The sequence below is a fragment of the Actinoplanes nipponensis genome (assembly GCF_016862275.1).
Taxonomy (GTDB): Bacteria; Actinomycetota; Actinomycetes; order Mycobacteriales; family Micromonosporaceae; genus Actinoplanes; species Actinoplanes nipponensis.
In genome coordinates, this window is sequence record NZ_BOMQ01000098.1 from 1 (window position 1) to 13,205 (window position 13,205).

Consider the following 13,205-nt stretch of genomic DNA (forward strand, 5'->3'; position numbering starts at 1 on the left):
AACCACCGGCTCGGGGGGCGCGGTCACCTCGGCGACGACGGGCGCCGGTGGCGTGAGGGCCGGCGGGGGCGGCGTGGCAACGGGCTGAGCGGCGGGCTGAGCGGCGACGGGCTGCGCGACGGTCACCGGCGCGGCCACCGGCGCCGCGGGCTGCGTCACGGGCGGTGCGCCGCGGTCGGCGACGCGCAGCCTGCGCTGCACGACCTCCAACCGGGCGCCGGGACCGCCCGCCGCGGCCAGCCAGCGTTCCCAGGCCGCCGGGTCGATGATCCGGTACGCGTACCCGAGCTCGTCGGGCGCGCGGTGCCGGCCGTCCGGCAGCGGCGTCCAGCGCAGCAGCGACATGGCGATCTGCGAACCGAAGCCGGCCGCCAGCCGCAGCGCGTACCGCACCGGGTAGGCGCCGCCGGTCGAGAGGTTCAGCTGCCCCAGCTCCGGATCGGGCTCCTTGAAGTTCGGCACCGGCGGCACCAGCCCGGTCTCCAGCGCCTTGATCGCGACCACGTCCTCGATCCCGGCGCCCATCGCGTGCCCGGTGAAGCCCTTGGTGTTGGTGATGACCACGGCGTCGGCATCCGCGCCGAAGACCCGGCGCAGCGCGTTGATCTCGGCGGACGCGCTGCCGCCGCGGGCCGGGGTGTACGTCTCGTGCGAGACGAACACCGTCGCCGGCGCGATCGCGTGCCGCCGCACGCCGCGCGCCTCGGCCTGGTGGAGCAGTCCCTCCATCACCTGGCCGATGTGCTCGACGTCCAGCCGGGTGCCGTGGAACGCGCTGTTCGCGGTGACCGCGCCCAGCACCTCGCAGATCGGCTGCAGGCCCCGCTCGCGGGCGGCGTCGGCCGTCTCGACGACGAACGCCGCGGCGCCCATCCCCACGATCATGCCGTGCCGGCGCCGGTCGAACGGCGTCGCGGCGTCCTCGACGATGTCGTCGGTGGCGGCCGCCCCGGAGGCCAGGAACCCCGACGCCAGCCAGGGCAGCAGGGCTTCGGAGGTGGCGTCGTCGGCGGACACCACCACGACCCGCCGGCACCGGCCCGCCCGGATCCAGTCCTCGGCCAGCGCGGTGGCCTGCGTGGTGCTCGCGCAGGCGGCGTTGATCTGGGTGTTCGGCCCGCGCGCGCCGATGATCTCGGCGAACTGGGAGTGCCCCATCGACAGGGCCCGGAACAGGAACCGCCGGTCGAAGACGTACGGGTCGGCGGCGAGCACGTGCCGCAGGTCGCCGATGCGCCGGTCCACCTCGGCGGTGGCGGCCCCGTCGCCGCCCAGCCGGGCCCGGACGGCCTCGAGCGCGAGCAGCTGCTCGCGGCGGCCCCGGTCGGTGAAGTAGCGCTCCAGGTCCCGGGCGAAGTTGTCGTAGCCGGGGAACGCCGAGGCGAAGATCACCCCGGTGTCGTCGCGCATCGCCGCCGGCAGGCCCCAGCGGTCCGGCAGGCGGGTGCCCAGCGTGGTGGTCTTGTACTGCATGACCAGCGGGATGCCGGCGTCGCGGAGCGCGTCGAAGCCGGCGCCGATGGCCAGCCGGGTCGCGTTGTCCAGCGCCGCGTCGCGGGCGGCGTCGACGCCGAACTCGGTGACGACGTCCACCGGCGCGCCCCGGCCGGCCAGCTTGATGACGTCGGCCTCGTTGTCGATCGTCTCGAAGGTGGGGTCGCCGGACTCCCGCTTGACCAGCCGGGTGATGTGCCGGTCGACCATCGCGCGGCGCAGCCGGTGCGGGACGGTGTCGATGAACTGCTGGCCGGACAGGATCCGGCCCACGTTCTCGTCGTCGAAGACCCGCGGCACCCCGGGCAGGCCGAGCGCGGCGCCGGTGATCACGACGGGTTCGGCGCCCGCGGCCGGGAGGTGCGGCTCCCCGGGGGCGGCGCCGGCGTAGACCTGCATGCCGCGTTCGAGGACGTCGGCGAAGAGGTGGCCGAGTTCGGCGTACCGGTCGGTGGTCATGGTGGTCCTTCCCGCCGTGGGCGCGACGACGCCGGCGGCCGGTGCGGTGAAGCCGAGACCGGCGGCGTACAGGCCACAGAGCGCCTGGTTGAACGAGGGCACGTCGCCGGCCTTCGGATGGTTGGTGAACAGGGCCAGCGCGTCGTCGCCGAGGACGTCCTCGACGAAGCCGTGCAGCGCCTTCTTGGGGCCGACCTCCACGAAGACCCGGGCGCCGGCGGCGTACAGCGTGCGCAGGCCCTTGACGAACTGCACCGGCGCGGCGACCTGCCGGCCGAGCAGGTCGAGCATGGTCTCGACGTCGGCGTCGGCCGGGTAGAACTCGCCGGTGACGTTCGAGACGATGGGCAGCGTCGGCGGGCGCACGTCGAGCCGGCGCAGGGCCGCCTTGAGCGGCTCGCTGGCCGGCGCCACGATCGAGGTGTGGAAGGCGTGGCTCACCGGGATCCGGGTGGCGGTCAGGCCGGCCCGCTGGAACGCCGCGATCGCCCGCTCCACCGCGTCGGTGGCGCCGCCGATGACGGCCTGCTTGCCGCTGTTGATGTTGGCCACCACGACGTATCCCTCGGTGGCCGCGACGATCCGCTCGATCTCTGCGAGCGGGCCGAACACCGCCGCCATCGCGCCGTTGTCGGCCATGGTGAGGCTGGCCATCTCCCGGCCGCGGGCGCTGACCGCCTCCAGCGCGGCGTCGAACGACAGCGCGCCGGCGGCGACCAGGGCGCCGTACTCGCCGAGGCTGTGTCCCATCACCATGTCCGGGCGCAGGCCGTAGCACTCCAGCAGCCGGGTCAGCGCCAGGTCGGTGGCGAGCACCGCCGGCTGGGTGATCTCGGTCTGCATGAGCTGCTGCTCCAGGCGCCGGCGGGTGGCCTCGTCGGTGCCCTCGTCGAAGATGTACTCCGTCAGCGGCCGCCCCAGCAGCGGCGCCATCACCCGGTCGGCCTCGGCGAAGGCGCCGGCCACGACGGGTTCCCGGGCGCGCAGCTCGTGCAGCATGTTGACGTACTGCGAGCCCTGGCCGGTGTAGAGGAACGCCACCCGGCCCGGGGCGCCGCGGCCCACGAACACGCCCTGGGCCCTCAGGAGCCGCCAGCGCGCCGGGTCGTTCGCGCGCAGGGCCTCGACCGCCTTGCCCGCCTTGGCCGCGAGCTCGGCGGCGTCGGCGTAGTCGATGGCGACCCGCACGGCGGCGCCGGCGAGCGCGGGATCGGGCGCCGCCGGCGCGGGCGCCCGGCCGGCCGCCGCGTCGGCGGCCAGCCGGGTCAGCTGCCCGGCGACGTCGGCCTCGTCGCGTCCGCCCACGACGGCCGCGCCGCGCAGCGGGGGCCGTGGTCCGGCCGTCCCGCCGGCGGAGGCCGGGACGACGGGCGCGGCGATGGCGGACGCGGCCGGTGCGGAGATGCGCCGGTCGAGGTCCACCCCGGCGTACGAGCGGGCCGTCGCGTCGGACGGCCGGTGCCGTCCGGGGACGTACTCCTCGACGACCGCGTGGAAGTTGGTGCCGCCGAAGCCGAACGCGCTGACCCCCGCGCACCGCACGCCCTCGCGGGGCGCCGGCCACTCGCGCAGCTCGGTGTTGACCCGGAACGGGATGGCGTCCCAGTCCACGTTCGGGTTCGGCTGCTCGAAGTGCAGGCTCGGGGCCAGCACCTTCTCGTGCAGACCGAGGACCGTCTTGAACAGCCCGGCGGCGCCCGCGGCGGCCTTGAGGTGGCCGATGTTGGACTTGACCGAGCCGAGCGCGATCGTCCCGGGGGCCGCGCCGGCCTTGGCGAACACCTCGCTCAGGCTGCCGAGCTCGGTGGCGTCGCCGACCCGGGTCGAGGTGCCGTGCGCCTCCACGCAGGTGGCCAGCGCCGGGTCCAGCCCGGCCGTCTGCCAGGCGCGCTCCACCGCGAGCCGCTGCCCGACCGGGTTCGGCGCGGTGATGCCCTTGCCGCGCCCGTCGCTGGAGCCGCCCAGGCCGAGCAGCACCGCGTAGACGCGGTCGCCGTCGCGCTCGGCGTCGGCGAGGCGCTTGAGCACGAACAGCGCCGCGCCCTCGCCCATCACGAACCCGTCGGCGCCGGCGTCGAACGGCCGCGTGCCGGTGGCCGACAGCGCACCGATCTTGCAGAACTTGACGAACGCCGCGGCGTTCATGTTGCGGTCGACCCCGCCGGTCACCGCCGCGTCGAAGTCACCGGCCTGCAGCCCGCGGACCGCCGCCGACATCGCGGCCAGCCCGGACGCGCACGCCGCGTCGGTGGTGAAGTTGGGGCCGCGGAAGTTGAACAGGTTCGCCACCCGGCCGGCGATCACGTTGGCCAGCTCGCCGGGCATGGTGTCCTCGGTGATCTCCGGCAGGCCGGCCAGGAACGACTCGCTGGTCTCGGCCAGCACCGCGGAGCGCACGTCCGGCGGCAGGGCGGCGAACGCGGGGGCGGTGCGCAGCCGGTGCACCATCTCGGCGTACTGGACCCGCAGCACGGTGCGGTAGTGCTTGTCGCCGCCGATGGCGTTGCCGATGATGACCGCGACCCGTTCCGGGTCCACCGTCCAGTCCGGCCAGCCGGCGTCGAGCAGGGCCGAGCGGGCGGCGGTGACCGACCACTTCTGGCCCTCCTCCATCTGCGCGGAGATGGCCGGCGGCACGGGCAGCCGCCAGGCCAGCGGGTCCCAGGTGAAGTCGCGGACCCAGCCGCCGATCCGGGAGTAGGTCTTGTCGGGGGCGTGCGGGTCCGGGTCGTAGTACAGCTCGGGGTCCCAGCGCTCGGGCGGCACGTCGCTGATGGAGTAGCGGCCGGCCTTGATGTTGGTCCAGAACGCGGCGGCGTCCGGCGCGTCGGGCATGACGGCGCCGACGCCGACCACGGCGATGGGGGTGATGGGGCTCGGGGCGGTCATGATGACGCTGCCTCCAGGGAGTCTTCTCGGTCGTAGAGGGCGGCGGCGATGGCGTCCAGGTCGGCGAGCAGGCCGGCCTGCGCGGCGCGGACCCGGTCGAGCGGGAGCGCGGCGGACGGGTCGGCGTGCGGGTCCGGCGCGGGCTGCGCGCCGACGACCAGCCGCAGCCCCTCCTCGGCGGCCTTCAGGGCCGCCTCGCGGGCGAAGACGCGGCTGATCGCGGCCAGCGTGGCCGGCGCGAACCGCCGGTCGGCCTTCTCCGGCAGCGTGCCGGCGGCGGCCGCGACGGCCCGGCGGGCGAGGGCGGCGGCGGTCTCGGCGTACGCGATCAGCTCGCCCAGCCGCAGCAGGACGTGCTGGTTGCGGGTGAGCCGGCCGGTCCGGCAGGCGTCCAGCACCGCGCCCAGGCACTCCAGGGCCAGGGCGGCGGCCGGGGCGCCGGAGTCGCCGGGCAGGCCGGCGAGCTCACGGGCGGCGTCGCGGTGGTAGCGGCCGGCCGTCTTCAGGTGCTGCTGCCAGCGGTCCCGGGCGATCGTCATCTCCAGGATCTCCGACGTGCCCTCGTAGATGGTGGTGATCCGGACGTCCCGCTTGATCTTCTCGACCTGGTAGGGCCGGGTGTAGCCGTACCCGCCGTGGGCCTGGATCGCCGCCTCGGCCGCGGCGTTGCCGGCCTCGGTGGCCAGGTACTTCGCGATGGCGCCCTCGGTGTTGAGCGCCCCGTCGGCGCCCTCGCCGGCGTCCAGGCGCCCGGAGGTCTCCTCCAGGAAGGCGCGGGCGGCCTCGAGACGGACCACGTGCGGCACGATCAGCTTGTGGGTGTACCCCTGCTTGCGCGCCAGCGGCGTGCCGCCCTGGATCCGGTTCGCGGAGTACGCGATGGCCCGGTCGACCGCCTCCCAGCCGCCGCCCAGCCCGAACGCCGCGACCATCACCCGGGTGTAGCCGAAGACCTGCTGCGCCTGGACGAGCCCGCGGCCCTCGACCCGGCCGATGAGGTTCTCCACCGGCACCACCACGTCGTCGAGGAACAGCGCCGCGGTGTTCGACAGCCGGATCCCGTGCTTGTCCTCGGGCGGGGCGGTCGAGAAGCCGGGCGTGCCCCGCTCGACGACGAACCACGACGGCCCGCCCGGCGCCAGCGCGAGGATCGTGCTGACGTCCGCGATGGACCCGTTGCTGATCCACTGCTTGCGCCCGGTCAGCCGGTAGCCGGTGATCCGGCCGTCGGTCTCGACCGGCGTGGCCGTGGTGGTCAGCGCGCCCAGGTCGCTGCCCGCCTCGGGCTCGGTGGCGCCGTAGGCGAACAGGATGCCCTGCTCGGCGATCCGGCCGAGCCACTCCTTGCGCTGCTCGCGGGTCGCGCCGACCAGGATCGGGTCGCTGCCCAGGAACGTCGCGAACACCGACGTGGCGACGCCGATGTCGATCCGGGCCATCCGCTCGCAGAGCCGGTACGAGTCGAACGCGCCTCCGCCCAGCCCGCCGTACTCCTCGGGGATGAAGACCAGGTGCACGCCGAGGTCGTCGCCGCACATCGCGCGCACGGTGTCCTCGGGGCAGGTGTCTTCGTGGTCGAGCTCGAGCCGGCGGCTCTCCGGCAGGTGCTGGGCGAGGAAGTCGTCCAGTGAGGACAGCATCATGTCGAGGGTGTCCCGGTCGAGGCCGGTGGTCGTGGTCATGGCTGGGCCTTTCGGGGTTCGTTCGCGGTGAGGGGCGCCGCCGGACCGGCGGGTTCGCGGACGGAACGCAGCAGAACCTCCGCCACGTCGGTCACCACGACGTGCTCGTCCACCCGGTCCTGCTGGCGGCGCAGGGCCACCCCGTCGCCGAGCATGTCGACGCAGTAGGGACAGGCCGCCGCGACGATGTCCGGCCGGCCGGCGAGCAGCTCGTCGGTGCGGGTCTCGTTGATCCGGGTGCCGATCGTCTCGTCCATCCACATCCGGGCCCCGCCCGCGCCGCAGCAGAAGGACGTCTCCCGGGTGCGCGCCGGCTCGGTCAGGCGGGCCCCGGGCACGCTGCCGAGCAGCTCGCGCGGCGGTGTGAAGACCCGGTTGTGCCGGCCGAGGTAGCACGGGTCGTGGTAGGTGATGGTGGCGTCGACCGGCGTCACCGGGACGAGCCGGCCGTCGGCCACGAGCCGGGACAGCAGCTGGGTGTGGTGCAGCACCTCGTAGGCGCCGCCGAGCTGCGGGTACTCGTTGGCCAGGGTGTTGAAGCAGTGCGCGCAGGTCGCCACGATGCGGCGGACGCCCGCGTTGTTGAGGGTCTCGACGTTCTGGGCGGCGAGCTGCTGGAACAGCACCTCGTGGCCGATCCGCCGGGCCGGGTCGCCGGTGCACGTCTCGTCGCCGCCGAGCACGGCGAACGACACCCCGGCGGTGTGCAGCAGCTCGGCGACCGCCCGGGTGGTGCGCTGGGCGCGGTCGTCGAAGGCGCCGGCGCAGCCCACCCAGAACAGGTATTCCACGTCGTCGGGCAGGCGCTCGCCGTCCAGCGTGCGCACCGGGAAGTCCAGCCCGTCCGTCCACTCGGTCCGGGCGCCGGCCCCTCGGCCCCACGGATCGCCAGCGTGCTCCAGGTTGCGCAGCAGCACCCCGGCCTCGGGCGGGAAGCTGGACTCCATCAGCACCTGGTAGCGGCGCATGTCGACGATGTGGTCGACGTGCTCGATGTCGACCGGGCACTGCTCGACGCAGGCGCCGCAGGTGGTGCACGACCAGAGCACGTCCGGGTGGACCACGCCGTCGACGCCGACCAGCGGGGTCTGCGCGGCCGCCGTGGCCAGCGCGTCCACCCGGGACTTGTCCCCGGCCAGCAGGTACGGCGCCGCGGCCAGGGCGTGGTCCCGCAAGCCCATGATCAGCGTCTTGGGTGACAGCGGCTTGCCGGTGTTCCAGGCCGGGCACTGCGACTGGCACCGCCCGCACTCGGTGCAGGTGGCGAAGTCGAGCATGCCCTTCCAGGTGAAGTCCTCGATCGAGGCGCGGCCGATGGTGTCGTCCTCGCCCGGGTCCTCGAAGTCGACCGGCCGGCCGGCGGAGTACACCGGCAGCAGGGCGCCCAGCGCCCGCGGCCGGCGGCCGAACGCCACGTTGCCGACGGCGGTGAAGATGTGCAGGTGCTTGGAGTGCACCACCAGCACCAGGAACAGCAGGACGATGCCGAGCGCGAGGAGCAGGCCGGCGGTCTCGATGACGTCGTTGGCGCCGGCGCCGAGCGGCCGGATCAGCCGGGCCACCGCCTCGGAGGCGAAGGCCCCGCCGGGGAACGGGAAGTTGCCGGTGTTGATCTGCGCGCCGCGGTAGAGCAGCAGGCTCCACACCACGTTGAAGATCATGAACAGGACCAGCCACGCCGCGTCCAGGTGCGAGCCGAAGAAGCGCGAGCGGCGGCCCTCCCGGGCCGGCGAGTGCCGGACCCGGATGCCCGCGAAGATCAGCACCGACACCAGGGTGGCGAGGACGAACAGGTCCTCCAGGAACCCCAGCCAGGGTTCGGTGCCGATCAGCGGGAGGTGGAAGTCGCGCTGGAACAGCGCCCCGTACCCCTCGACGATGGTCAGCGCGAGCACCAGGAATCCCCAGAAGGCCAGCGCGTGCGCCACCCCGGGCACGGTCCAGGCCAGCAGCTTGCGCTGGCCCAGGACCTCGGTGAGCTCGGCGCGCAACCGGGCCGCCCCGCCCCGGGTGCGGCCCGGATCGGCCGGTTGCGCGGCCCGGCCGAGCCGGTAGAGCATGAACAGGCGACGGCCGGCGACGGTGAACGCCACCGCCGTCATCAGCAGGCCGAGGATCAGTCGAAGGGCCACGGCACTCAGCCTCTGCGCTTCGCGATCTCGTCGATCAGGGCCGGCAGCACCGTGTGCACGTCGCCCACCACGCCGAAGTCGGCGATCTGGAAGATCGGCGCCTTCGGGTCCTTGTTGATCGCCACGATGGTCCGTGACCCCTGCATGCCGGCGCGGTGCTGGATCGCCCCGGAGATGCCGCCGGCCAGGTAGAGCTGGGGGGCGACGGTCTTGCCGGTCTGGCCGATCTGCAACTCGTGCGGGCACCAGGTGAGGTCGGTGGCGGCCCGCGAGGCGCCGACGGCCGCGCCGAGCTCGTCGGCCAGGCGCTCGATCAGCGCGAACCCCTCCGCGGAGCCCACGCCCCGGCCGCCCGCGACGACCACGGTCGCCTCGGTGAGCTCCGGCCGGCCGGTGGCGGCCTTGGCCCGGCGTGCGACCACGCGGGGCACCGCGGCGGGCACCGGTTCGGCCAGCTCGACCCGTTCGACCTGCGGGGTGACCGGCTCGGCGGCCGGCTCCGGGGTGACGGCGTTCGGCCGTACGGTGATGACCGGCGTGCCGCGGCGGACCCGGCCCTCCACCAGCCAGGCGCCGGCGAACACCGACTGGGTGGCCACCGGGCCGCCGGCCTCGGCGCGCACCTGCACCGCGTCGGTGATGATGCCGCCGTCGAGCCGGACCGCCAGGCGGGCCGCGACTTCCGTGCCGCTCGGCCCGGACGTGATCAGCACGGCGACCGGCGCGGTACGGGCCGCCAGTTGCGCCAGCGCCAGCGCCTCGACCGCCGGCCGGTACGACTCCGGATCGGGCGGCGCGATCGCGTACACCGTGGTCACGCCGTGCCGGCCGAGCGCCTCGGCCAGGGCGTCGCCCGCGTCGCCGTGGACGACGGCCGCGGGATCGCCGAGCCGGCGCGCCAGCGTCAGCAGTTCCAGGCTCGACTTTCGGATGACCCCGTCGTCGTGGTGGACGAGGACCAGGACTGTGCTCACCGCAGCCTCCAGGGGGCTCGTGGTCTACAGAAGCTTGTTGGCGGCGAGGAAGTCGGCCAGCCGCGCGGCGGCGTCGCCCTCGTCGGTGATGACCGTGCCCGCCTCGCGCGGCGGGCTGGGCCGGACCGCCAGCACCTCGGTGGCGGCGCCACCGGCGCCGACCCGGTCGGCCGGGATCTCGAGGTCGGCCAGCGACCAGGTGGTGACCGGCTTGCGCTTGGCGGCCACGATCCCCTTGAACGAGGGGTACCGGGCCTCGCCGGACCGGTCGGTGACCGACACCAGCGCGGGCAGCGGCGCGACGACCTCCTCGGTCGCGTCCTCGGTGTCGCGCTCGACGGTCAGGGAGCCGTCCGCCACCTTCAGCACCGCGGCGTTCACCACGGCCGGCAGCTGGAGCCGCTCGGCCACCATCACCGGCAGCACCGACATCTCGGCGTCGGTGGACGCCATGCCACAGATGATCAGATCGGCCTCGATCCGCCGGAGCGCGGCGGCGAGGACCGCGGCGGTGCCGGCGGCGTCCGTGCCGTGCAGCGCGTCGTCCACGACGTGCACCGCCCGGTCGCCGCCCATGGCGAGCGCCTTGCGGAGCGCGTCGACGGCCCGGGGCGGGCCCATCGTCAGGTAACTGATCTCGGTGGCGGCGCCCGCCTCGGCGAGCCGGATGGCCTGCTCGACGGCGTACTCGTCCAACTCGGACAGCCGCCCTTCGACGCCGTCGCGGTCGAGCGCGCGGTCGTCGGCGAAGCGCCAGCTCGCGGTCGCCTCCGGAACATACTTGATCAGCACTGCGATCTTCATGACGAACCGTCCAGGGTGTCGTGGGGTCCTGATTACGCAGCGTAGAGACGATCGTCGATCAACTTCAGGCACCGACGTCCCCGATGACAGGGGCGTTGGACCTCTTGACTTACCGCCCCCGGCCTCCGTCGGCAGTGGGGGGCCGAACGGCACTGGCGGCGGCCCGCGCGCCGGCGGGAGGCTCGGTCGGACTCGGCACGCCAACGGCGGCATCCGGCCCGGCGATGGGGAGAATGACGATGACCAAGTCGGCTCTCGGCCCGCGGATCATCCAGGGCGGCATGGGTGTCGCGATCTCCGGCTGGCCCCTGGCCCGGGCCGTGTCGCGCACCGGCCAGCTGGGCGTGGTGTCCGGCACCGCGCTGGAGGTGGTCTGCGCCCGCCGGCTGCAACAGGGCGACCTGGGCGGTGACGTACGCCGGGCCCTGGCCCACTTCCCGGTGCCGGGCGTCGCCGAACGGATCCTGCGCACCTACTACGTGGCCGGCGGCAAGGCGCCCACGGCGCCGTTCCGGCCGGTGCTGCGGTTCAGCCTGCAGCCGTCCCGGGCGCTGGCCGAGCTCACCATCGCCGCCAACTTCGTCGAGGTGTTCCTGGCCAAGGAGGGCCACGACGGCCCGGTCGGCATCAACTACCTGCGCAAGATCGAGCTGCCCATCCCGTTCGCCTGCTACGGCGCGATGCTGGCCGGCGTCGACCACGTGCTGATGGGCGCCGGCAACCCGGCCGACCTGCCCGCGCTGCTCGACGGGCTGGCCCGCCACCAGCCGGTCGAACTGCCGGTCAAGGTCCAGGGCGCCACCTCGGCCGACGGCGAGCACGCCGTCCGGTTCGACCCACGCGCGTACGCCGTGCCCGGCCGGCAGCCGCCCCGCCGCCCCCGCTTCGACGCGATCGTCGCCTCCGTCGACCTGGCCGAGGCGCTGGCCGCGAACCCCGTCACCCGGCCCGACGGCTTCATCGTGGAGGGCTTCGAGGCCGGCGGCCACAACGCGCCGCCCCGCGGCCCGCGCCGGCTGGACGGTTCCGGCCAGCTCGTCTACGACGACCGCGACGTGGTCGACCCCCGGCTGATGGCCGGCGTCGGCCTGCCGTTCTGGATGGCCGGCTCGTACGGCACCCCGGCCGGGCTGGCCCGGGCAATGGACGCCGGCGCGGCGGGGGTGCAGGTGGGCACCGCGTTCGCGTACTGCGAGGAGTCCGGGATGGCCCCGGCGTGGAAGCGCCGCGTGCTCGGCCTGGCCGCCCGCGGCGAGGTGCCGGTACGCACCGACGACCGCGCCTCGCCGACCGGCTTCCCGTTCAAGGTCGTGCAGCTGCCCGGCACGCTGGCCGACGAGGAGGTGTACGCCGCCCGGGAGCGGCTGTGCGACCTCGGGGTGCTGCGGACCCCGTACCGCAAGGCGGACGGCACGGTCGGGTACCGCTGCCCCGCGGAGCCGGAAGCCATGTACCAGAGCCACGGCGCGGGACGGGTGGCCAACACGGTCGGACGGCGCTGCCTGTGCAACGGGCTGATGGCGGCGGCCGGCCTCGCCCAGCGGCGCGCCCACGACTACACCGAACCGGCGGTGATCACCGCCGGCACCGACTTCACCGGCGTACGGGACCTGCTGCGGCGGCTGCCCGCGGGCCGGGAGACGTACCGCGCCGCCGAGGTGGTGGCCTATCTGCTCGGCCCGGAGGGGGAACAGCCATGACGGTGTTGGTGGCATACGGGACGACCGGCGGATCCACCGCCGAGATCGCCGGCTGGATCGACGAGGAGCTCCGCGCGGCCGGGCTCGACACGCGGCTGCTGTCGGCCGGCGCGGTGGACGACGTGGAGGGCTACGAGGCGCTGGTCCTCGGCGCCGCGATGTACGCCGCCGGCTGGCACAACGACGCGCGCAAGTTCGCCAAGCACTTCGAGGGCCGGTTCGCCGGCCGCCCGGTCTACCTGTTCAGCAGCGGCCCGCTCGACCACACGGCCGACGACACCGACCTGCCGCCCAACCACCAGGCCGAGGTGGCGATGCAGCTGCTGCAGGCGCGCGAGCACGTGACGTTCGGCGGCCGGCTGACCGACGAGGCGCACGGCTGGCTCGGCTTCGTGGCCCGCCGGCTGGAGCACGACGGCCACACCGGCGACTTCCGCAACCCGGAGCGGGTCCGAGCCTGGGCGCGCCACGTGGCCGCCGAGATCACCGCGGCGCGGCCGGGGACGTGACGGGATGCCCTTCCCCCGGCCGCTGGGCCGGCGCCTCCGGGGCCGCGTCAACCGGGCCACCCTCCACCTGGCCGGCCACGCCTGGTTCGCCGACCTGGAACATGTCGGCCGCCGGTCGGGCCGGGTGCGGCACACGCCGCTGCGCGCGTTCCGCGGTCCCGGCACGGTCGTGGTCGGAGTGAACTTCGGGCTCGGGTCGGACTGGCTGAAGAACATCCAGGCGGCCGGGCGGTGCCGGATGCGCCTGGGCCGCGAACGGCTGGAGCTGGGTGCCCCCCGGATCATCCCGGTCGCCGAGGGCGTCCGGGACCTGCCGTGGGTGGTCCGGTTCGTCCTCCGGCACGTGATCCACACCGCGTACTGCGTCGAGCTGCCGGTGCTCGGCCCCGCGGCCAACGGCTGACGCCGGGCCGGTGGGCACTGTGCCGTCGGTCACCCCGACGGGAATTCGGCCTGCTCAGCGGGGGTGTCTCGGAAAAACGGTACGCACGCGACCCGGCCGGCGTGACAGCATGGTCGCCTGCCATCACGCGGCGGGGGACCCGGCACGCGGCAGATGGCC

8 protein-coding genes are annotated in these 13,205 nt (G+C 74.6%); 3 read left to right on the forward strand and 5 right to left on the reverse strand.

Annotation, left to right across the window (positions count from 1 at the left end):
* The 5 genes from Ani05nite_RS38845 to Ani05nite_RS38865 all read right to left on the reverse strand — a co-directional run.
* The coding region (locus Ani05nite_RS38845) for a type I polyketide synthase (protein ID WP_203776852.1) at positions 1-4,842 on the reverse strand (4,842 nt) is incomplete at its 3' end.
* Positions 4,839-6,524: an acyl-CoA dehydrogenase family protein gene (locus Ani05nite_RS38850; RefSeq protein ID WP_203776854.1), complete on the reverse strand. Its 1,686-nt coding sequence runs from the start codon at positions 6,522-6,524 to the stop codon at positions 4,839-4,841. The genes Ani05nite_RS38850 and Ani05nite_RS38845, both read right to left, overlap by 4 nt.
* Entirely contained in the window at positions 6,521-8,656 is a 2,136-nt protein-coding gene (locus tag Ani05nite_RS38855; protein WP_203776856.1) for a (Fe-S)-binding protein, read from the reverse strand. The genes Ani05nite_RS38850 and Ani05nite_RS38855 overlap by 4 nt, the downstream gene beginning before the upstream one ends.
* A gap of 5 nt (positions 8,657-8,661) precedes the next feature.
* The gene (locus Ani05nite_RS38860; RefSeq protein ID WP_203776858.1) at positions 8,662-9,630 is read right to left on the reverse strand and encodes an electron transfer flavoprotein subunit alpha/FixB family protein; all 969 of its coding nucleotides are present in this window, start codon (positions 9,628-9,630) and stop codon (positions 8,662-8,664) included.
* Positions 9,631-9,654: 24 nt separating this feature from the next.
* Positions 9,655-10,434 (reverse strand): electron transfer flavoprotein subunit beta/FixA family protein, encoded by a 780-nt coding sequence (locus Ani05nite_RS38865; protein ID WP_203776860.1) that lies wholly within the window; start codon positions 10,432-10,434, stop codon positions 9,655-9,657.
* A 239-nt stretch (positions 10,435-10,673) separates the two neighbouring features.
* Here Ani05nite_RS38865 and Ani05nite_RS38870 point away from each other — a divergent pair, with 239 nt between their 5' ends.
* Genes Ani05nite_RS38870 through Ani05nite_RS38880 form a run of 3 tightly spaced genes read left to right on the forward strand, consistent with a single transcriptional unit; the run spans position 10,674 to position 13,046 of the window.
* Complete coding sequence (locus tag Ani05nite_RS38870; protein ID WP_239131073.1) at positions 10,674-12,134, forward strand: nitronate monooxygenase; 1,461 nt, start codon at positions 10,674-10,676, stop codon at positions 12,132-12,134.
* Positions 12,131-12,643, forward strand: coding sequence for a flavodoxin domain-containing protein (locus Ani05nite_RS38875; protein ID WP_203776864.1), 513 nt, complete (start codon positions 12,131-12,133; stop codon positions 12,641-12,643). Before Ani05nite_RS38870 ends, Ani05nite_RS38875 begins: the two co-directional genes overlap by 4 nt.
* A gap of 4 nt (positions 12,644-12,647) precedes the next feature.
* A complete protein-coding gene (locus Ani05nite_RS38880; protein ID WP_203776866.1) occupies positions 12,648-13,046 on the forward strand; it encodes a nitroreductase family deazaflavin-dependent oxidoreductase in 399 nt (132 codons plus the stop codon).
* Positions 13,047-13,205 lie beyond the last annotated feature (159 nt).